This window comes from Azospirillum sp. B4, from assembly GCF_000333275.1.
Lineage (GTDB): Bacteria > Pseudomonadota > Alphaproteobacteria > Azospirillales > Azospirillaceae > Nitrospirillum.
The window spans coordinates 1-20272 of record NZ_BACU01000323.1 but is presented as its reverse complement, the minus strand read 5'-3'; the positions used below and the strand labels follow the sequence as shown (position 1 = coordinate 20272).

13 protein-coding genes are annotated in these 20272 nt (G+C 69.2%); 7 read left to right on the top strand and 6 right to left on the bottom strand.

Going from position 1 to position 20272, the window contains the following annotated elements:
• Positions 1-343: 343 nt before the first annotated feature.
• Positions 344-2650 carry a TIM-barrel domain-containing protein gene (locus tag I55_RS14440; RefSeq protein WP_252181148.1) on the top strand — a complete coding sequence of 769 codons (2307 nt, stop codon included), beginning with the start codon at positions 344-346 and terminating at the stop codon, positions 2648-2650.
• A gap of 196 nt (positions 2651-2846) precedes the next feature.
• Complete coding sequence (locus I55_RS14435; RefSeq protein WP_044561305.1) at positions 2847-3614, top strand: phytanoyl-CoA dioxygenase family protein; 768 nt, start codon at positions 2847-2849, stop codon at positions 3612-3614.
• 41 nt (positions 3615-3655) lie between these two features.
• Here I55_RS14435 and I55_RS14430 read toward each other — a convergent pair whose 3' ends face one another.
• Both I55_RS14430 and I55_RS14425 read right to left on the bottom strand, forming a co-directional pair.
• Entirely contained in the window at positions 3656-4744 is a 1089-nt protein-coding gene (locus tag I55_RS14430; RefSeq protein WP_252181147.1) for a Gfo/Idh/MocA family protein, read from the bottom strand.
• 166 nt (positions 4745-4910) lie between these two features.
• The gene (locus I55_RS14425; protein ID WP_044561283.1) at positions 4911-5996 is read right to left on the bottom strand and encodes an LLM class flavin-dependent oxidoreductase; all 1086 of its coding nucleotides are present in this window, start codon (positions 5994-5996) and stop codon (positions 4911-4913) included.
• 138 nt (positions 5997-6134) lie between these two features.
• On the opposite strand from I55_RS14425, the gene I55_RS14420 reads away from it, so the two are divergent.
• Positions 6135-7067, top strand: coding sequence for a LysR substrate-binding domain-containing protein (locus tag I55_RS14420; protein WP_159107197.1), 933 nt, complete (start codon positions 6135-6137; stop codon positions 7065-7067).
• Here the strand turns inward: I55_RS14420 and I55_RS14415 are convergent.
• The 4 genes from I55_RS14415 to I55_RS14400 form a co-directional block, all read right to left on the bottom strand.
• Positions 7064-8293, bottom strand: a complete 1230-nt coding sequence (locus I55_RS14415) for an MFS transporter (RefSeq protein ID WP_044561282.1) — start codon at positions 8291-8293, stop codon at positions 7064-7066. The two genes, I55_RS14420 and I55_RS14415, sit on opposite strands and share 4 nt — an antisense overlap.
• Positions 8294-8296: 3 nt before the next feature.
• A complete protein-coding gene (locus tag I55_RS14410) occupies positions 8297-10570 on the bottom strand; it encodes a TonB-dependent receptor (protein WP_044561281.1) in 2274 nt (757 codons plus the stop codon).
• A gap of 353 nt (positions 10571-10923) precedes the next feature.
• Complete coding sequence (locus I55_RS14405) at positions 10924-11340, bottom strand: hypothetical protein (protein ID WP_199902594.1); 417 nt, start codon at positions 11338-11340, stop codon at positions 10924-10926.
• Complete coding sequence (locus I55_RS14400; protein WP_199902593.1) at positions 11321-14800, bottom strand: chemotaxis protein CheB; 3480 nt, start codon at positions 14798-14800, stop codon at positions 11321-11323. Before I55_RS14400 ends, I55_RS14405 begins: the two co-directional genes overlap by 20 nt.
• Before the next feature lie 356 nt (positions 14801-15156).
• Between I55_RS14400 and I55_RS14395 the strand changes: the two genes are divergently transcribed.
• From I55_RS14395 to I55_RS14380, 4 genes are all read left to right on the top strand, one after another.
• Positions 15157-15996 carry an LOG family protein gene (locus tag I55_RS14395; RefSeq protein ID WP_199902592.1) on the top strand — a complete coding sequence of 280 codons (840 nt, stop codon included), beginning with the start codon at positions 15157-15159 and terminating at the stop codon, positions 15994-15996.
• 19 nt (positions 15997-16015) lie between these two features.
• Complete coding sequence (locus I55_RS14390) at positions 16016-17629, top strand: MBL fold metallo-hydrolase (protein ID WP_044561278.1); 1614 nt, start codon at positions 16016-16018, stop codon at positions 17627-17629.
• 16 nt (positions 17630-17645) lie between these two features.
• A complete protein-coding gene (locus I55_RS14385) occupies positions 17646-18647 on the top strand; it encodes an HlyD family secretion protein (RefSeq protein WP_044561277.1) in 1002 nt (333 codons plus the stop codon).
• Positions 18644-20272 (top strand): ATP-binding cassette domain-containing protein (locus I55_RS14380; RefSeq protein WP_148293734.1); only part of this gene is annotated, 1629 nt, incomplete at its 3' end. The genes I55_RS14385 and I55_RS14380, both read left to right, overlap by 4 nt.

Here is a 20272-nt window from a genome sequence, read left to right as displayed (position 1 = left end):
TCGGGGCCTACAGCGGCATGAGTGTTCATGCCGCTGGTGTGAGGCCGGGCCAGCATCCGTACGGCCTGGGGCCGGCCGATCGCCTTTGCGCGCAGGCCCGGGGCCTGGGTGGCACCTTGCCGCGCGCGCACGGCCGGAGGGGCTGGCGCCATTCTCCTAAACAGGCCCGCGCGGGCGTTTTATCCTTTGCACCGGGACGATGACGTGCGATTAGAAATTTTATAATATTTATATCCAAAGAAGCCGGGCGCGCGCCCGGACCCCTGGAGGACAGGATCTCAAGATGGTGGGTTCACGGAAAATGACGCCGTTCCTGCGGACGGCACTGGCAGCGTTCACGTCGATGGTAGCGCTAACGTCCGGCATGGCCATGGCCGAGCCCGTGGCGGTGCTGGACCGCAACGGCGCCTATGTCGCGGTGGAAGGGTATGGCGCCAACGTGGTGCGCGTCACCATCGCCACGGAGAAGGACCAGGCGCTGAAGGGCCCCGGCTATGGCCTGCTGCCCGGCGCCGTGGACAATGGCGGCTTCCGCCGCGTGGGCGACCAGACGGGCGACAGCTTCACCTCCAACGCGCTCAGCCTGCATGTCGACGCCGCCAAGCCGCCGCGCGTGCCCAGCCAGATGGAGAAGTACTTCGCGCCGCAGCTGCCGCCCGTGACCCTGCAGGTGAAGAACGCCCAGGGCCAGGTAGTGCTGGCCATGGACGGCTGGTCCATGGCGCCGCACACCGTGGCGGGTGAGAAGACCTACCAGGTGGGCGCCAGCTTCAAATCGCCGGCGGATGAGCACTACTACGGCATGGGGCAGAACCAGCAGTCGCTGGGCCCGCTGGACCTGCGCGGCCGCACCCTGGACTGCAAGCACTGGTACGACGCCCCCGGCGGCGAGACGGTGTGCGTGCCGGTGCTGGTCAGTTCCAAGGGCTATGCCATCGTCTGGGACAACCCGGCCGAGACCATCCTGAGCGCGGGCGTCAACGGCGCCACCACCCTGTCCTCCACCGTGGGGGAGCGGGTCAGCTTCTTCGTCATCACCGGCGACACCCCGGCCGACATCTACGGCGCCTATGCCCGGCTGACCGGCAAGACGCCCATCCCGCCCAAGGCCGCCTTCGGCCTGATCCAGTCCAAGGCGCGCTATGACAGCCAGGATGAGATGCTGCGGGTGGCCAGGACCTACCGGCAGAAGAAGTATCCGCTGGATATCATGGTGCTGGACTGGTTCTACTGGACCCGCATGGGCCAGCTGGACATCAACCCGGCCGAGTTCCCCAACCCCGACGCCATGAACCAGGACCTGCACGCCCTGGGCATGCAGTCCATCGTGTCCATCTGGCCGCGGTTCGAGACCGCCAGCCGCTATTACAATGAGCTGGACACCAAGGGCTATCTGCTGAAGGACGAGGACGGCAAGAGCGTGGACGGCCTGCCCTTCCGCTCCGACCGCGTGGGCGGCCTGATCGACGCGACCAACCCCGACGCCCGCAAGTGGTTCTGGGAACACGCCCGCGACAACGTGCTGAGCCACGGGTTCGATTATCCCTGGCTGGATGAGACCGAGCCCGACCTGGTGCCCGACGGCTATTTCTATTCCATCGGTTCCGGCGACCGGTACCATAACCTGTTCCCGCTGCTGCATGTCGAGGGCGTGGCCCAGGGGATGCGCGCCTGGCGGCCCAACCGCCGGCCGCTGATCCTGTCCCGCGCCGCCTATCTGGGGTCCCAGCGCACCGGCGCCCTGTTCTGGTCGTCCGACATCACCCCGACCTGGGAGGCCCTGCGGCGCCAGATCCCCACCGGCCTGAACATGACGGCGTCGGGCATCGCCTATTGGGGCAACGACATCGGCGGCTGGCAGTACCTGCCGCAGACCACCGACTATACCGGCACGCCGCTGGTCAGCCCCGCCGGGGCGGAAGAGACGGTGGGCCAGAACCACGACTATCCGGAGCTGATGGTCCGCTGGTTCCAGTACGGCACCTTCCTGCCCACCCTGCGCCTGCATGGCGACCGCAAGCATACGGAGATCTGGGCCTTCGGCCCGGCGGCGGAGGCCATCATGGCCCGCTATGACAAACTGCGCTATGCCCTGGTCCCCTACCTGTACGCCCAGGCCAAGGCGACCTACGACACCGGCGTGCCCTTCATGCGCGCCCTGTGGATGGACTTCCCCCACGATCCCACCGTGGCGGACATCGGCACCGAATACATGTTCGGTCCCGCCTTCCTGGTGGCCCCGGTGACGCAGGCCGGACAGACGCAAAAGCAGGTCTACCTGCCCGCCGGCGCCGATTGGTACAACTACTGGACCAACGAGAAGCTGGCCGGCGGCCAGTGGGTGACGGTGGCCGCCCCCATTGACCAGCTCCCCCTGTTCGTGCGGGCCGGTTCCATCCTGCCGATGGGGTCCGAGGTGCAGTCGACGGCGGAGAAGCAGAAGATCGTGGCCCTGAAGGTCTACCCGGGCCGCGACGGCGCCTTCACCGTCTATGACGACGACGGCCTGAGCCTGGAGTACGAGAAGGGCAAGGGCGGTGTCCTCGCCACCCTGCGCTGGGATGACAAGGCCGGCAAGCTGACGGCCGACGGCTCGCGCGAGCCCTTCGCCAAGGCGCCGGCGGACCTGGTGCAGGTGGTCGGCCACTGATCTGATACCAACGGCATGAGACGGCGTCTCATGCCGTTGTAGGCTGCGACCGCAGCCGCCGCAGGTATTGGACCCTCAACCATTCATAGCGTTGGCGAATGAGGGCCTGAAGTCATTCGATTGGATTTCCCCCCGCCGGCCCGCCATCCTGGCGCCCTGGGGACGGACGGGCGCGACCGAGGGGAAACACCACACCATGAGTTTTGAGGCACAGCGACAGCAGTTCGCCACCGAAGGCTACGCCGTCTTCGACCGGGCGTTGCAAGGCCCGGCGCTGGATTTGCTGCGCGCCGAATGCCAGCGCTTCGTCGCGCGCGAGGATGCGCGGCTGGACGCGCTGGGCGTGGAGGTCGACGGCATCACCCATCGCGGCCGGCGCTATTTCGCCGGCGAATGCCAGCGGGAGCGGCCGGCCCTGCGCACGGTGCTGTACGGTTCGGTGATGGCCGACATCTGCCGGGCCACCCTGGGACCCGACGCCTATTTCTTCTATGACCAGTTCGTGGTGAAGGGGCCGGACAACGGCATGGCCTTCAGCTGGCACCAGGATTCCGGCTATATGGCCCACAACGGCGGGCCGCCCGACCACCTGCCCTATCTCACCTGCTGGTGCCCGCTGGACGACGCGACGGTGGAGAACGGCACAGTACGCCTGCTGCCCTTCTCCAAAGTGCCGGAAAGCCGCGACGCCATCCTGCCGCATGAGCGCGACCCGGCCAGCCGCGACCTGGTGGCGACCTGGAACGGGCCGGACGACGGCGTGGTGGTGGAGGTGCCGGCCGGCAGCGTCGTGGCCTTCAGCAGCCGGCTGTTGCACGCCACCGGCGGCAACCGCACGCCCAAGCTGCGCCGCGTCTATCTGATGCAGTATTCCGCCCTGCCCATCCTGGACCCGGGCGTGGGCCACCTGCGCCGCAACGCCGTGCCCCTGGTGCGCGACGGGCGGCAGGTGACCCTGGGCTGACGCCGGAAGCCGGGGCGCCCCGGGGCGCCCCGGCCTTCCCTTCAGCGCCGCAGTTCCGCCAGGTCCACGGCCCGGTGTTCGCGGGCGCTCAGTTCCGCCGCGGCGCCGATCTCCACGGCGCGGTAGCCGTCCTCCGCCGACACCGCCACCGGGCCGCCGTTCAGGATGGCGTCCAGGAAGGCGCGGTGCTGGAAGTAGGTGGCGCCGTGGTGGCTGCCGGCGGCCAGGGCCGCCCCATCCACCGCCACGTGCGTCCGCTCCACCAACTCCGGCCGGCGGAAGGCCTGGCGGGGGCTGTGGACCAGGTCGCCCCGGGGGATGGTGACGTCCAGGCGGGCCTGGTCGCCCACGGCCACGATCTCCTCCTGCTCCTGCGCGCCCTCGGCGAACATGGAGAGATCCAGCAGGGCGCGCACGCCGTTGGCGAAGTCCACGACGGTGTAGCTGTTGTCGATGATGTCCGGCGTCTGGCCGCCGTACCGCTCATCCCGGTGGTTCACGTCCATGGCGCCGGAGCAATAGACCCGCACCGCCTCCGCCCCCACGGTCAGGCGCATCAGGTCGAAGAAGTGGCAGCACTTCTCCACCATGGTGCCGCCGGTGTTGCGGCTGAAGCGGTTCCAGTCCCCCACCTTGGTCAGGAAGGGGAAGCGGTGTTCCCGCATGGACAGCATGACCAGCCGGCCGACCCGGCCGCCGTGCACCTGCTCCACGAAGCGGCCCACCGGCGGCATGTAGCGGTATTCCATGCCCACCCAGAACACGCCCTTATGGCCAGCCGCGGCCTCCGCCACCCGGGCGGCATCCTCCAGGCTGGAGCACAGCGGCTTTTCGCACAGGATGTGCAGGCCGGTACCCAGCAGGGGTCGCAGCACGTCGTGATGGGTATGGTTGGGCGAAGCGATGATGACGCCGTCCAACTTGGCCTCCCCCACCATCTCCTCAACCGTGCGGTAGGCGGCGACGCCGGCCGCCCGCTCCCCCAGGGCGTCGCGCGCCCAGTCCAGGGAGGTGGGCGTGGGGTCGACGATGGCCGTGACCGCCACCTCGGGCGACAGGGCCAGGCTGGTGATGTGCTCCACCCCCATCATGCCGGTGCCAATGATGCCGAAACGCAGACGCGCACTCATACTCGGACAACTCCCCTGGGTTATAGCAGCGGCGTGAGATCCCCCTCATGCCGCTGAGGCCGGCGACTGCCGGCCCGGGCCGGTCAGGCCCGTGAGCCAAGGCCACGGATGTGGCCGCCCAGCGCCTGAGGGGCCTTTGATCGGTCACGATCAAAGGCGATCGGAACTAGTTGCCCAGCGCCAGCGGCGCGTGCGGCAGGTGGGGCAGGACATGGCGGGCGAACAGGTCGCCCTCCGCCATGTGCGGGTATCCCGACAGGATGAAGGCCTCGATGCCCAGCGCCTGGTAGGCCCGCAGCTTGGCCAGCACTTGGTCGGGGTCGCCGACGATGGCGGCGCCACAGCCGGAGCGCGCCCGGCCGATGCCCGTCCATAGGTTGTCCTCGACATAGCCGTCACCGGCGGCCGCCTCCCGCAACTGCGCCTGCTGGCGCACGCCGACGGAGGCATGGTCCAGGGAACGCTGGCGGATGGTGGCGCCGGTGTCGGCGTCCAGCTTCGACAGCAGGCGGTCCGCCGCGGCGCGGGCCGCCGCCTCCGTCTCCCGCACCACCACATGGGCGCGGTAGCCGAAGCGCAAGGTCCGGCCGCGCGCGGCGGCGCGGGCCCTCATGTCATTGATGACGGAGGCGACGCCGTCCATCGTGTCCGGCCACATCAGGTAGACATCCGCCCCTTCCGCCGCCGCGTCGCGCGCGTCCTCCGACAGGCCGCCGAAGAAGAAGGGCGGCGCCTTGCCGCTGACGGTGCTGACGCGCGGCGGGTCCAGCGCCAACCGGTAGAACTCCCCGGCATGGTCGATGGACTGGCCGTTCAGCAGGGCGCGCAGGATGGACATGACCTCCGTCGCGCGGCGGTAGCGTGGGCCGGACTCCAGCGTCTCCCCCGGCAGGTCGCTGGAGATGATGTTGATGGCCAGGCGCCCGCCCGCCAGGCGATCCAGCGTCGCCAACTGGCGCGCCGCCTGCGGCGGCCACAGCTCGCCACAGCGGATGGCGGTCAGCAGGCGGATGCGCCGGGTCAGCGGCGCGATGGCACCGGCGAAGGCGATGGTGTCGATGCCCAGGGCGTAGCCGGACGGCAGCAGGATGGTATCGTACCCGCCGCTCTCCGCCGACAGCACGATGTCGCGGCAATGCTCGAACGACGATTGCAGGCGGCTGTCAGGCACGCCCAGGAATTCATAATCGTCATCGCACAGGGCGGAAAACCAGGCGACATCGCATGTCGCCGGCGCAGTCGTCTCGGCCACCGTTCAGGTCCCTTTCTGGCGTCGCGTCGTTAATCCCACAACGGGATGGTGAAATCCCAACCAAAGTACGGTGGCACTGTTGATCCATTCATTCCAATCGAATTGATTTCCCAATTCATCCTGGAATACTATGGATGGATGCAGATACGTCAGATCGAAGCCTTCCGCGCCGTGATGGCCAGTGGCGGCATCACCGCCGCGGCCTCCATGCTGAACATCAGCCAGCCGTCGGTCAGCCGCCTGATCTCCGACCTGGAGCGGGTGGTGGGCTTCGACCTGTTCGAACGGCGCGGCCGGCGGCTGGTTCCCACCGAGCAGGCCAACAGCTTCTATGAGGCCGTGCGGCAGAGCTTCACCGGCGTGGAGCTGCTGAAGCAGGCGGCCCGCCGCATCCGCGCCCATCCGGTGGGCACCATCCGCGTCGCCGCCCTGGCGGCCTTGGCCGGCGGCATCCTGCCGGCGGTGCTGGCCCGCTTCCACGCCCAGTACCCGGACGTGAAGGTGACCGTGGAATCCCAGGGGCAACGGGGGGTGGAGGACAGGGTGTTCCTGGGCCAGGCCGACCTGGGCCTGGGCGTGGAGGCGGCCCCCCGCCAGGGCTTGCGGACCAGCCCGCTGGTCCCGGCCGAATATGTCTGCGTGCTGCCGCCCGGCCACCGCCTGGGCGCCAAGGCCGTCATCCAGGCCAGCGACCTGGCTGGGGAGCGGTTCATCGGCCCCATGCACGAGACGGACGCCCTGTGGGACGACATCGACCGCATGTTGATGACCGAGGGCGTGGTGGTCGACCGCCTGATCGAGACCCAGCACTCCTTCCCCGCCTATTGCTATGTCGCCGCCGGCCTGGGCATCACCATCGCGGAGCCCTTCTCCGCCCCCCTGTTCGCCCGGCTGGGCGCGCAGATCCGCCGCTTCCGTCCCCGCGTGGCCTCCACCTTCACCCTGCTGGAACCCACCGCCATCGGCCCGACGCCGGCCCTGGTCGCCCAGTTCCGCCAGCTGGTGAAGGAAGTGGCGGCGGAACACATGGCGACGGTGGAGAAAATGCTCACCGCCGCCGAGAGCCCTTAAGTCTTCCCCACCGGGCGCAGCGCCGGCTGCAACAGGTGTATCCAGCCCAGGGCCAGCAGGTAGGACACTGACGCCAGCGCCAGCATGGGCAGGTAGCCGCCGCCCGCCGCCAGCACCCAGCCGGTCACCTGCAGGATCAGCATGCCGGCCAGGTTGCCCGACAGGGCTCCCAGGCCGGTCACCATGCCGATGCGCGATGCCGGCACGATGTCGGTGATGATGCCGAACAGGTTGGAGGAGAAGCCCTGGTGCGCCGCCAGCGTCAGGGCCAGCAACGCCACCGCCGCCCACAGGCTGCCCACCGTCAGGACCAGGGGTACCGGCAGGACGCACAGGCCACAGACCAGCAGGATGGTTTTGCGCGCCCGGTTCATGCTCCACCCCAGCCGCCCAACCAGCCAGCCGTAGGCGGTACCGCCCAGCAGGGAGCCGATGGCCGCCGCCAGGTAGATGGCCGCCAGCGGCACGGCCACACCGGCCATGTCCAGGTGGAAGACGCGGGTGAACAGGTCAGGCGCCCAATACAGCAGGAACCACCACACCTGGTCGGACATCACCTTTCCGCCGGCGATGGCCCAGGTGCGCCGGTCGGCCAGGGCCTCCCGCCACAGGCCGGCGCGCGGCCCGGCGGGTGCGGCGGCGGCCGGGGCCGGCGACGCCTCCTCCGCGCCCCCCAGCCGCATGAACAGCAGCCACAGCGCCACCCACACCAGGCCCAGACCGCCCGTCACCAGGAAGGTGGCGCGCCAGCCGATGTGCCCGGCGACGAGGGGGATGGCCAGCGGCGTCAGGATGGCGCCGACGCTGCCGGCGGCGTTCATCAGGCCCAGCGCCGCCGTCCGGCCGGTGGGGCCGAAGCTGGCGGCGATGGTCTTCACCGCCGTGGGGGTGCCCAGCGCCTCCGTCGCCCCCAGCGCCACCCGCGCCGCCAGGAACTGCGGCAGGGTGACGGCGAAGGCGTGGGCCATGGCCGCCAGGCTCCATGAGCCGACGGCCAGCGGGTTGGACCATTTCACGCCCACCACGTCGACGAAGCGACCGGCGAACAGGAAGGCGCAGGCCGCCGCCAGCTGGAAGACGGCGGTCAGCCGGCCATAGTCGGCGTCCGTCCATCCCAGGTCCTGGGACAGCAGCGGCTTCACCAGGGCGATGATCTGGCGATCGGCGTAGTTGAGGATGCAGGCGCCCAAGATGAGCGCCAGCAGCCATCGGCGTCCTGGAAGCACCGGTCAGAAGTCCTTGTGCAACGTGACGCCCCAGTACCGGCTGCCGTCGCGCGGCACCCAGCGCACCACGCCCGCCAGGTTGCCGCGCGCGAGGTAGGAGGAATAGTGCGTGTCCAGGATGTTCTTCACCAGGATGCTGGCGCGCCACTGCTGGTCCGTGTTGGCCAGGGTCACGCCGCCGTTCCAGATGCCATAGGCGCCCTGGATGGTGTCCGGCGTTTCCGTCAGCTGGTACTGCACCTTGCTCTGCCAGCGGTAGTCGGTATCCAGGATCAGGCTGAGGCCCTGGTACAGCGGCACGGTGTAGCTGGCGGCACTGTCCAGCTTCCAGTCGGGGGCGAAGGGCAAGGGTTGGCCGTCGATGTCGCAGCTGCTGGCCGCCCCCACCGGGCATTGGAAGTGGTCAACCCGCGCTTGGGTCCAGGCCAGCGACTGGGTCAGGGTCAGGTTGTCGATGGGCCGGTAGGTGAAATCGGCCTCCACGCCCTTGGTCGACACCTGGCCGGCGTTGATCAGACGGGTGACGATGGCGCCGGCCACCGTGTCGGTGAAATTGGCCTGGTAGTTGTCGAAATTGGTGATGTAGCCGGCCAGGTTGGCCTGCAGGCGCCCGCCCAGCAGCTTGGCCTTCACCCCCACCTCGTAGCTGTCGGAGGTTTCGGGCTTCAGCGCCAGGGCCGCCGTGGACGTCATGTTGAAGAAGACGTTGTAGGCCGGGCCCATGTAGCCGCGCGAATAGGTGAAGTAGGTGCTGACGTCGCGGTCCACGTCCCACTGCAGACCCAGACGGTCAGCATAGTCGGTGGTGCCGGTGGACCCGTTGCTGGCGTAGGAGGGCTGGATGCCCGTCACCGCCGTGGCGGAGGAGGAGACGCGCTGGAAATGGTAGTCCAGGTCGTCATGCACGACGCGGACACCGGCGATGCCCCGGAAGTCCGGCGTGATGTTGATCGTGGCCTCGCCGAAGGCGGCGTAATTGTCGCCGGTGGTGCCGAAGCGCGAGGTGCCGTTGTTGGACAGCGTGCCGCCGCCCGACACCTGGGTCACGCCGCGCTGATACACCTCCGTATCCACGGCGTGCATGTAATAGAGGCCGGTGACATAATCGATCAGCCCGCCCTTGGGCGAGGCCAGGCGCAGCTCCTCCGACGTCTGGCTGAACAGCAGATAGCCGTTGTCCACCACGGCCGGCAGGCCGGTGGACAGGGCCGACAGCTGGTCATAGTCCTGGAACTGCTGGTTCTGCCATTTCCGGTACGCGGTGACGGAGGTCAGGGTGTAGCCGTTGAGGTTCCAGTCCACCGTGGCGGCGATGCCGCCGTTGTTGTCCTTGGTGCCGCTGTTGGTGTTGGCGCTGATCTCGGTGTTGTAGGCGGAGGGATGGATGCCGGCGGTCGCCAGGCTGGTGGCCAGGGCGGCGCTGTTGGTGACGGCGTTGGTCGGGTAGGCCGTCTGGGTCGTCGTGATGAAGACGCCGGTGGGCACGCTGTCGCGGGAGAAGAGATAGTCCGCCGCCACCGTCACGGTGACGTCGTCGTTGGGCGTGAAGCGCAGCTTGGCACGGGCGCCGCTGTGGGTATAACCGTTCACGGTGTCGCCCGTGGCGCGGTTGGTGACGTTGCCGTCATAGCCGCTGGTCATGGCGGAAATCAGGCCGGTCAGCTTGCCCGGGACCAGGGCGCCGGACACGCCGGCCTTCACCCGGTATTCATCGCCCCCGCCCAGGTAGGCGGCGTCGACATAACCGTGCGCCTCTTCCGTCGGATCCTTGGACACGATGTTGATGACGCCGGCGGTGGCGTTCTTGCCGAACAGCGTGCCCTGGGGGCCGCGCAGCACCTCGACGTGGTCGATGTCCAGCAGGTCCAGCGTCGCCTGGCCCGGCCGCGCCAGCACCACGCCGTCCACCACGGTGGAGACCGACGGCTCCACCCCCGGCGAGGTGGTGACCGTGCCGATGCCGCGCACGAAGATGTTGCGGTCCTTGTTGGAGGCGCCGGTGCGGAAGTTCAGGGCTGGCACGGCGGTGCTGATGTCCTGGATGTCGGTCAGCAGGCGGCGTTCCGCCACCTCCCCGCTCAGCACCGACACGGCGATCGGCACCTGGTCCAGGCGCTCTGACCGGCGGGTGGCGGTGACGATGATCTCCTCCAGCGCGCCGGCATCCGCCGGTGCGGTCTGCGCCAGGGCCTGGGCGGCCGTCATGCTGAGAAGCAGGGCAGCGGCGGTCAGCGCGGCCCCCGTCTTGGCCTTGCCCGGATTGAACTGCCGGGACATTGATTTTTTCATGATCTCCCCACTGCATGGCTTGCCTGGCGGCCCAGGACGACACCGATGGTCACGCCCGAACCGTTCAATGCGGCATCGGTTAACGCGCAATCGATGTTGAATTACTCAATTACCGCTGATTTCACGTCAAATCGAAATGATTTCACTAATCATTTGCCAATGCTATGAATCGGGAAGGGCGCCGGCGGCGCAGCCGGCAGCCAGCCCCGCCCGCGACGCGGAGGGACTTGCCAACGAGTTGGGGAGAGTGAGGATCAGCCAAGCCAGCGGATGCTGGCGCCCAGCATACGAGGGAGCGGGCACCGGAAGGAACCGGGCGCCTGGGGGAACGCGTAAAACCCTCAGGCCAGGGCCTTCCGCGGGCGGACCAGCGACAGGAGGGTCGTCAGGAACGCCTCCTGCCGGACCGGCTTGGTCAGGACGGGGACGCCGGGATATTTGGCCTGCATGCGGGGCGACAGCATCTGGCCGCTGTAGAAGCAGAACGGAATCCCCCGCTCCACCAGCACGTCGGCCACGGCCTCGGACGTTTCCCGGCCCAGGCTGACGTCCAGGATGGCGGCGGTCAGGTTCGGTGTGCGGGCGGCGATGATTCCCTGCGGCACGGTGGCGGCGCTGACGATGTCGGCCCCGGCGTCGCGGAACGTCTCTTCCAGGTTGAGGGCGATCACCACCTCATCGTCCGCGACCAGGATGCACATGCCGGCCAGGGGCAGATCTGGATCCCGCGTCTCTGGATCACGTGTCGTCACCATCATGCTCTTCCTCCTCAAGACCGATCTCGATCGTGCAGACCAACCCCGCCGGGTCGAACCGCCGCGCCACGACCGCCCCGGGCAGTCCGCGCTCTATAAGAACCCCGCCGAAGCCTTGGCGTTCCGGCACCACCACGACGGGGCCGCCGAATTCCCGCCAGCTGACCGCCAGAATGGGCCGCCCGTCCCGCTCCCCCCGCGTCCAGCTCAGCAGCACACGCCCGCCGGCGGTGGAGAAGGCGCCGTACTTGGCGGCGTTGGTCGCCAGTTCGTGCAGCACCAGGCCGAACGGCGTCGCGAGATGGGGCGGCAACAACACCGCCTCCCCCTCCAGCCGCAAGCGCTGGGGATCAGCGCCCATGTAGGCCGCCAGTTGCACGCGGGCCAGGGCCGTCAGCTCCGCCCCCTCCCAATGCCCGTCCACCAACAGGGTGTGGGCGCGGGCCATCGCGGTCAGGCGGCCTTCGAACAGGTCCACGAAGCGGTCGTTGGACCCGGACGTCCGCAGGGTCTGGCGCGCCAGCGACTGCACCACGGCCAGGGTGTTGCCCACCCGGTGGCGCAACTCCCCCAGCAGCAGCTGGCGCCGCTGTTCCCATTTCTTCTGGTCGGTGATGTCGCGCGTGCTCTCCAACACCAGCCGGCGGCCGGCGACGCTGATCATCTCGATCTGGCTTTCCACGGTCAGCACCCGGCCATCCTTGGTGGTGTGCTGCAGCTCCCCGCTCCAGACGCCCTGGTCGGCCAGGGCTTGGCGCACCGCGTCGAAGGTGCCCCCGGGCGGGGTGGAGCGCAGCAGCGCCGCCACGTCCCGGCCCAACACCTCCGCCCGGGAATAGCCGTACAGTTCCTCGCTGCCCCGGTTCCACTGCACGGCGCCGTCGTCATATTCCCAGACGAAGATGGGCGCGCGGGAGAATTCGACCAGCCGCATCTCCTGCTTCAGCCGCGCCTCGCTGTCACGCAGCGCCTCTTCCACGCGGCGGCGCTCCGTGATGTCGACGAAGGTGACGACGACACCGTCGATGCGATCGTCCACCGTGCGATAGGGCCGGATGCGTACCAGGTACCAGCCGCCGTCCCGGCTCTGCACCTCATGTTCCAGCAGGGTCAGCTCACGCAGGACGGCATGGGCGTGATCGGCCAGCTGGTCATAGTCCAGCTGGTGGGTGAAATCCGTGATGGGCCGGCCAGCGTCGGTGGCGGTGATGTTGAACAGCTCGGTGACGCGGGGGGTGAAACGCTTGATGCGCAGGGTCGAGTCCAGGAACAGGGTCCCGAAATCCGCCGCCGCCACCAGGTTCTGCAGGTCGCTGTGGGCACGCGAGACGCTGGTCAGCTTCTGCTTCAGCTCATTGTTGACCGTCTGCAGTTCCTCGTTGGTGGACTGCAGCTCCTCCTTGCTGGTCTCCAGCTCCTCCGACGTCGAGCGGTATTCCTCATTGATGGACTGCAGTTCCTCGTTGGCGGCGCGCAATTCCTCGTTCGCCGCCTCCGACTCCTCCCGCGTGGCGCGCAGGCGGCTCTGGGCCAGCTGCAGCTCTTCCTGCAGGTGCCGGATGGTTTCATTGGCGGGTTCACGGTTGTCCGCCGCCTCCGCGTCGTCGCCGTCCGCCCGCACCGCTTCCCCCTCGATGAACAGCACCAGGGCGTAGCGGCCGGGGTCGCCCTCCTCCAGCACCGGCTTCACCTGCAGGTAGATGCGCTGCGGGGCGCCGTCGAAGCGGACCACCAGCGGCCGGCTGAGGGTGGTTTCACCCCGGTCGAAGGCACGGTGCAGCGCCGCCTCCAGGTCGAAGCGCAGTTCCGGCCGCACCATGTCGGTGGCGACCGTGGTGACCGGCCCGCCCGAGGGCTGGAGAAAGCGGCCGGCGGTTTCCGACAGATGGATGGCGCGGTGCGTCTCATCCACCAGCATGCTGGGCGGCGCCACCCGTTCCAGCATCTGGCGGTGCAAGGCGACATCGCTGCTGGGGCCTGACAGCCGGTGGGGTGCGGCCGCCCGGGCGGTCGCGGAATGGTGGGTGCCGGGCAGGATGGGCAGGGCCGTGCGGCGTTCGCCGGTGTTGGGCACCATGCGATAGATGCGGGACTCCCGGTCCACCGCGCGGAACAGTCCCGGTGGATTGTCGGCGCTTTCCGACGCCCCCAGGAACAGGAAGCCGCCTGGGTTCAGGGCATAATGGAACGTGGTGCAGACCTGGTGCTGCAGATCCCGGTCCAGGTAGATCAGCAGGTTACGGCAGGACACCATGTCCACCCGGGCGAAGGGCGGATCGCGCAGGATGCTATGACTGGCGAACATGACCACGTCGCGCAGTTCGCGCCGGACGCGGTAGTTGTCGCCCTCGCGCTGGAAAAACCGGGCCAGGCGTTCCGCGCTGATGTCGCTGTCGATGTCGGCGGCGTAACACCCCTCCCGCGCGACCGCCAGCGCGTCGGTATCCAGGTCGGAGCCGAACACCTGGATTTCCGGGCGCACGTCGCGGCGCGCGGCCTCCTCCAGCAGCAGGATGCCGATGGTGTAGGCCTCCTCCCCCGTGGCGCAGGCCGGGACCCAGATGCGGATACTGCTCGCCGCCTCCTTCCCCTCGAACAGCTGGGGGATGACCAGGGTGGCCAGCTGCTCGAAGGCCCATTTGTCGCGGAAGAAGGTGGTGACGGAAATCAGGAAATCCGCGAACAGGGCCTGCGCCTCGTTCGCATGTTCGCGCAGGTAGACGTGATAGGCGGGCAGCGTGTCCTGCTGGCTGACCTGCATGCGCCGGGCGATGCGCCGGGTGATGGTCGCCCGCTTGTACTGGCTGAAGTCGTGGCCCACGCGCACGCGGACGTGGGACAGGATGCGGCGCACCATCTCGTCTTCGCTGTCCGGGATCAGCGGGTCGGCGTCCTGGCCCTTGTGCTTCAGCAGCTCCGCCAGTTGCCGCGCCAGGTCGCGGACCGGCAGGACGAAGTCGGCGGCGTCGGTGGCGATGGCGTTGCGCGGCATGGAGGCGAACTCCGCCTCGTCCGGGTCCTGCACCAGGACGATGCCGCCCACCTCCTTTATCGCCCGCACGCCCAGGGCGCCATCCGCGCCGGCGCCCGTCAGGATGATGGCGAAGCCGTCGCTGTGCTGCGCCGCCAGCGACCGGAAGAACAGGTCGATCGGCGCCCGCTTGGCCCGCGGCTCATCGAAAGGCAACGCCGAGATCATGTGGTCGGCGATATTGAGCGCGCTGTCGGGCGCGATCACATACACATGGTTGTTGCGCAGGTGCACCTTGTCCGCGACCTGCGACACCGGCATGCGGGTGCGCGTGGACAGGATGGCGGCGAGTTCGCTGCGCTTTTCCGGGTTCAGGTGGATCACCACGACGAAGGCGGCGTTGGGCTCATCCGGCAGCGCCTCGAAGAAGGCCTGAAGCGCCTTCACCCCGCCCGCCGACGCCCCGATGCCGACGATCGGCGGATCGGTCACCAACTCCACATGCCCCTCCAAAACCCAGCCCGCGGCGCCGCGCGGCCAACCTGCGATTTCCCCGCCCCCGCGCCGTGGCCGGATGGCCGGCCACCCTGTAAACCGTTGGCGCGCAAGCCCGTCATAAGCGCCCGCCGCGGCCGCCGGGCGCAAGGACGAAAAAGGGCCTATGCCCATTGCCGGTGGCGGTAGCAGCATGCTTCTTCACGTCGCCACCCTGTTCCGCCAAGCCTCCGTTCCGCCAATTGAGGTGAATCATTTTGACAATGGCCAAGATGGTGAATGGTTAGGTCATGCACGGGTGGGGCGCTAGCCCGTTGAGTTCCGTGCGTTTTGTGACAAGGATGTTTTCCATCATGTCCCGCGACGCCCCCTTTCCCGCCAACCGGGCACAGACATCGTCACCAGCCTATCGCCTGCCCGCCCTGGACCGGGATTTCCTGATGGGCGACAGCATGCGCGGCGCCCGCCTGATGTTGGAATACGAAAAGGCGGAGGAGGGGCTGCGCGCCTGGGGTGTGCGGTCCACGCTGGTGACGTTCGGCAGCGCGCGCGTGCGCGACCCGGCCACGGGTCCGATCACGGAGGAAGAGGCGGCGCGCCTGGCCCAGTTCCCCAGCGCGGCGCGGTGGTACGAGGAGGCGCGGGCCTTCGGCCGGCTGGCGTCCCTGCGGGGCGGCGCGCTGGATGGACGGTCCGGCGTCCGGGACAACGTCATCGCCACCGGCGGCGGCGGCGGGCTGATGGCGGCGGTGAACCGCGGCGCATGGGAGGCCGGCGCGCCCAGCATCGGCTTCAACATCGCCCTGCCCCATGAGCAGCAGCCCAACCCCTACACCACGCCGGACCTGACCTTCCAGTTCCACTACTTCGCCATGCGCAAGCTGCACTTCGCCATGCGCGCGGCCGGCCTGGTGATCTTCCCCGGCGGCTTCGGCACCCTGGATGAGATGTTCGAGATCCTGACCCTGCGCCAGACGGGCAAGTCCCCGCCCATACCCGTGGTGCTGATGGACAAGGTCTACTGGTCCCGCATCCTGGACTTCGCGGTCCTGGCCAAGACCGGCATGGTTTCGTCAGCCGACCTGGAGCTGTTCACCTTCGCCAACGACGCCGCCGGCCTGTGGCGCGCCCTGCTGGACCATGGGCTGAAGGTGCCGGCCGACCCGTGCGCAACCGCTTCAGTCCCCGCCTGATCGTTTAAAGGCCTGCCACATGATCCCCACCGTCACCTTCCACGGCGCCGCCGGCACCGTCACCGGGTCCTGCACCCTGATCCGCCACGACGGCGGCACCCTGCTGATCGACTGCGGCCTGTTTCAGGGCCCCAAGACGGTCAAGGAGCTGAACTACCGCGACTTCCCCTTTGACGTGCGCGAGCCGGCGGCCCTGGTGCTGACCCACGCCCATATCGATCACAGCGGCCTGGTGCCCAAGCTGTGCCGCCAGGGCTTCAAGGGCCGCATCCATTGCACCAGCGGCACCCGTGACCTGCTGACCTTCATGCTGCCGGACAGCGGCTTCATCCAGGAAAGCGAGGTCATGCACCTGAACCACCGCAACCGCCAGCGCGGCCGGGCGGAGGTTCAGCCCATCTACACCCGCAAGGACGCGGAAGCCTGCCTGGAGCAATTGGAGGCCGCTGACTACGGCATCTGGGTGGAGGTGATGCGCGGTGTGCGGATCCGCTTCTGGGACGCCGGCCACCTGCTGGGTTCCGCCTCGGTGGAGGTCAGGGTGGCGGGCGATGGCGGGGAGCAGACGCTGCTGTTCTCCGGCGACCTGGGCCCGGGCGACAAGCCCTTCCACGGCCTGCCCGAGGGCCCGGCCGGGGTGGACTGGGTGTTCTGCGAGTCCACCTACGGCGGCACGGTCCGCCCGCCGGTGGACAACGACGAACGGCGGCGCCAGCTGGGCGAGGAGGTCCAGGCGGCGCTGAAGACCGGTGGCGTCCTGCTGATCCCCGTGTTCGCGGTGGAGCGGACGCAGGAGCTTCTGTACGACCTGGACCGGCTGATCGACGATGGCGCGCTGCCGCGCACCGACATCTTCCTGGACAGCCCCCTGGCCGTGAACGTGACGGAGGTGTTCCGCCAGCACCTGCCCACCATCAACCACGCCGCCGTCGCCAACCCCTTCGACCGGCCCTATTTCCACCCGATCACCGCGGTGGAGGGCAGCAAGCGCCTGAACCGCCTGGGCGGTGGCGCCATCATCATGGCCGCCAGCGGCATGTGCGACGCCGGCCGCATCCGCCACCACCTGAAGAACCACCTGTGGCAGCGCAACGCCACCGTCCTGTTCGTAGGGTACCAGGCGCCGGGCACCCTGGGCCGCATCCTGGTGGAAGGCGCCAGCCATGTCCGCATCCATGGGGAGGAGATCGAGGTCCACGCCCGCATCCGCACCCTGGACAGCTATTCCGGCCATGCCGACCAGGCGGCCCTGCTGGCCTGGCTGGCGGCGCGCGGCCCCATCCGCGGCGGGGTGGCGCTGATGCATGGCGAGACCGCACCCCGCCAGGCGCTGGCCGACGTCCTGGCCACCACCATGACCGCCAGCGGCCTATCCGTCCCCATCCACCAGCCGCAGTTGGATGACACCATCGTGCTGCGGCCTGGGCACGCCGAAAGGGTGGCCCCCGCCAAGCCGCGCCTGGCCACCGTGCCGGAGGAGGATTGGCACAACCTCTACGCCCGCACCGTGCTGGACCTGAGCGAGCGCCTGCGCCAAGGCGACGACGCCCAGCGCCTGACGCTGCTGCGCCAGATGGCGGCCCTGCTGAAGGCGCCCGCCCCGCCGCAGACCCCTGAAGCCGCCGGCCATTGAATAGGAGCACCATCCCATGCGTTTCCTCAGGTTCCTGCTGGTGCTGATCCTGCTGGCCGGTGCGGCCGGCGGCGGTTACGTGTACTGGCAGCGGTCCCAGGGCAATAAGCTGCCGGCAGGCTTCGTCTCCGCCGATGGGCGGATCGAGGCGCAGGAGGTGGACATCGCCGCCAAGTACGCCGCCCGCGTCCTGTCCATCGAGTTCGAAGAGGGGCAGTTGGTGCAGGCCGGCGCCGTGCTGGCCAAGCTGGACGTGCGCGACGTGCAGGCGCAGTCCCGCGCCGCCCAGGCGGCCCTGGCCCAGGCGCGCAAGACCCGCGACCAGGCGGCGGCCCTGGTGGTGCAGCGGCAGAGCGACCTGGACCTGGCCAACAAGGAAATGAAGCGCGCGACCGAGCTGTTCGAGCGGGGCAACGTCTCGCAGCAGCGGGTGGACACCAACCGCAACCAGCAGCGCAGCGCCGGTGCCGCCCTGCAATCGGCCAAAAGCGGCCTGAGCGCCGCGGACGAGGCCATCCACGCGGCGGAGGCCGACGCCGACCGCATGCGCGACCTGGCCGACGACGGCATCCTGAAGGCGCCGGTGACGGGCCGCATCCTGTACAAGCTGGCCCAGCCGGGGGAGATGCTGGGCGCCGGCGGCAAGGTCGCCACCCTGCTGGACCTGTCCGACGTCTACATGACCTTCTTCCTGCCGACCGAGTACGCCAACCGCGTGGCGCTGGGGGCGGAGGTGCGCCTGTTGCTGGACGCCCTGCCCGGCCTGGCCATCCCGGCTTCCGTCAGCTTCGTGGCGCCCAAAGCCCAGTTCACACCCAAGCAGGTGGAAACCCGGGCGGAGCGCGACCGCATGATGTTCCGCCTGAAGGCCCGCGTGCCCCAGGCCCTGGTGACCGGCCATATCGAGCAGGTGAAGACCGGCGTCAGCGGTACGGCTTACGTCCGCCTGGACGCGCAGGCCACCTGGCCCGCCTGGCTGCAATCGCGCCTGACCACAACCCCGACGGCGACCAAATGACGGCGGGCGTCGCGGTACGGGTGGCGGGCGTCAGCCACCGCTATGGCCGCACGCGGGCGCTGGATGCCGTGGAGCTGTCGGTGACGGCCGGCGGCAGCCTGGCCCTGATCGGCCCCGATGGGGTGGGCAAGTCCACCCTGCTGGGCCTGATCGCCGGGGCCAAGCGTCTGCAGCAGGGCGGGCTGGCGGTGCTGGGCGGCGACATGGCGCGCGGGGCCGACCGGCGGCGGTTGCAGCCCCGCGTCGCCTTCATGCCCCAGGGCCTGGGCCGCAACCTTTATCCCGACCTGTCGGTGCGGGAGAACCTGGAGTTCTTCGGCAAGCTGTTCGGCCAGGGGGCCGAGGAGCGCGGCCGGCGCATCCACCACCTGCTGGCCGCCACCGGCCTGGCCCCCTTCCCCGACCGGCCGGCGGGCAAGCTGTCCGGCGGCATGCGGCAGAAGCTGGGCCTGTGCTGCGCCCTGATCCACGACCCCGACCTGCTGATCCTGGATGAGCCGACCACCGGTGTCGACCCCCTGTCGCGCCGGCAGTTCTGGGACCTGATCGACAGCATACGGTCCGAACGGCCGGGCATGACGCTGCTGGTCGCCACCTCCTACATGGATGAGGCCCAGCGCTTCGACCGGGCGGTTATGATGGACGGCGGCCGCATCCTGGCCGACGGCTCCCCCGCCGACCTCATGGCCCGCACGGGCACCGCCGACCTGGAATCCTGCTTCGTGGCCCTGCTGCCGGCCGACCGGCGCGGTCCCGACGCGGCCACCGCGGTGCCCCCGCTGCCCCCCGGCCGGCCCATCGCCATCGAGGCGCGCGACCTGACGCGGCGCTTTGGCGACTTCGTCGCCGTGGACCGCGTCAGCTTCGCCATCCCCAAGGGGGAGATCTTCGGCTTCCTGGGTTCCAACGGCTGCGGCAAGACCACCACCATGAAGATGCTGACCGGCCTGCTGCCGGCCAGCGCCGGCACGCCGCTGCTGTTCGGCCAGGCGGTCGACCCCGGCGACCTGGCCACCCGCCGGCGGGTGGGCTACATGGCGCAATCCTTCTCCCTCTACGGCGACCTGTCGGTAGCGCAGAACCTGGACCTGCACGCCACCCTGTTCGGCCTGACCGGCGACGTGGCGCAAGCCCGCGTGGCCGAGGTGGTGGCCGATTTCGGCCTGGCGCCCTATTTGCCGGCGCTGGCCGACAGCCTGCCCCTGGGCGTGCGCCAGCGCCTGTCCCTGGCCGTGTCGGTCCTGCACAGGCCGGAAGTGCTGATCCTGGATGAGCCCACGTCGGGCGTGGACCCGGTGGCGCGCGACGCCTTCTGGCGGCAGCTGACCACCCTGTCGCGCGACCAGGGTGTGACCATCTTCGTCTCCACCCACTACATGAACGAGGCCGCGCGCTGCGACCGCGTGGCCTTCATGCAGGCCGGCCGCGTGCTGGCCGTGGGCGCGCCCGATGACCTGCGCCGGGCCAAGGACGCCGCCAGCCTGGACGACGCCTTCGTCGCCTACATGCGTGAGAACGCGCCGGAGGAGGCGGTGGCGGAACCGGTGGCGGCAACCCCGGTGGAGCAAAAGGGGGCGGAGCAAAAGGGGACGGATCCCGCCGGCTTCTCCCCCCGCCGCATGTCG

Coding starts and splice junctions, on each gene's coding strand:
- I55_RS14410 (WP_044561281.1), bottom strand. CDS start 10,570: ATGTCCCGGCAGTTCAATCCGGGCAAGGCCAAGACGGGGGCCGCGCTG.
- I55_RS14435 (WP_044561305.1), top strand. CDS start 2,847: ATGAGTTTTGAGGCACAGCGACAGCAGTTCGCCACCGAAGGCTACGCC.
- I55_RS14395 (WP_199902592.1), top strand. CDS start 15,157: ATGTCCCGCGACGCCCCCTTTCCCGCCAACCGGGCACAGACATCGTCA.
- I55_RS14390 (WP_044561278.1), top strand. CDS start 16,016: ATGATCCCCACCGTCACCTTCCACGGCGCCGCCGGCACCGTCACCGGG.
- I55_RS14385 (WP_044561277.1), top strand. CDS start 17,646: ATGCGTTTCCTCAGGTTCCTGCTGGTGCTGATCCTGCTGGCCGGTGCG.
- I55_RS14405 (WP_199902594.1), bottom strand. CDS start 11,340: ATGATGGTGACGACACGTGATCCAGAGACGCGGGATCCAGATCTGCCC.
- I55_RS14420 (WP_159107197.1), top strand. CDS start 6,135: ATGCAGATACGTCAGATCGAAGCCTTCCGCGCCGTGATGGCCAGTGGC.
- I55_RS14430 (WP_252181147.1), bottom strand. CDS start 4,744: ATGAGTGCGCGTCTGCGTTTCGGCATCATTGGCACCGGCATGATGGGG.
- I55_RS14440 (WP_252181148.1), top strand. CDS start 344: ATGGTAGCGCTAACGTCCGGCATGGCCATGGCCGAGCCCGTGGCGGTG.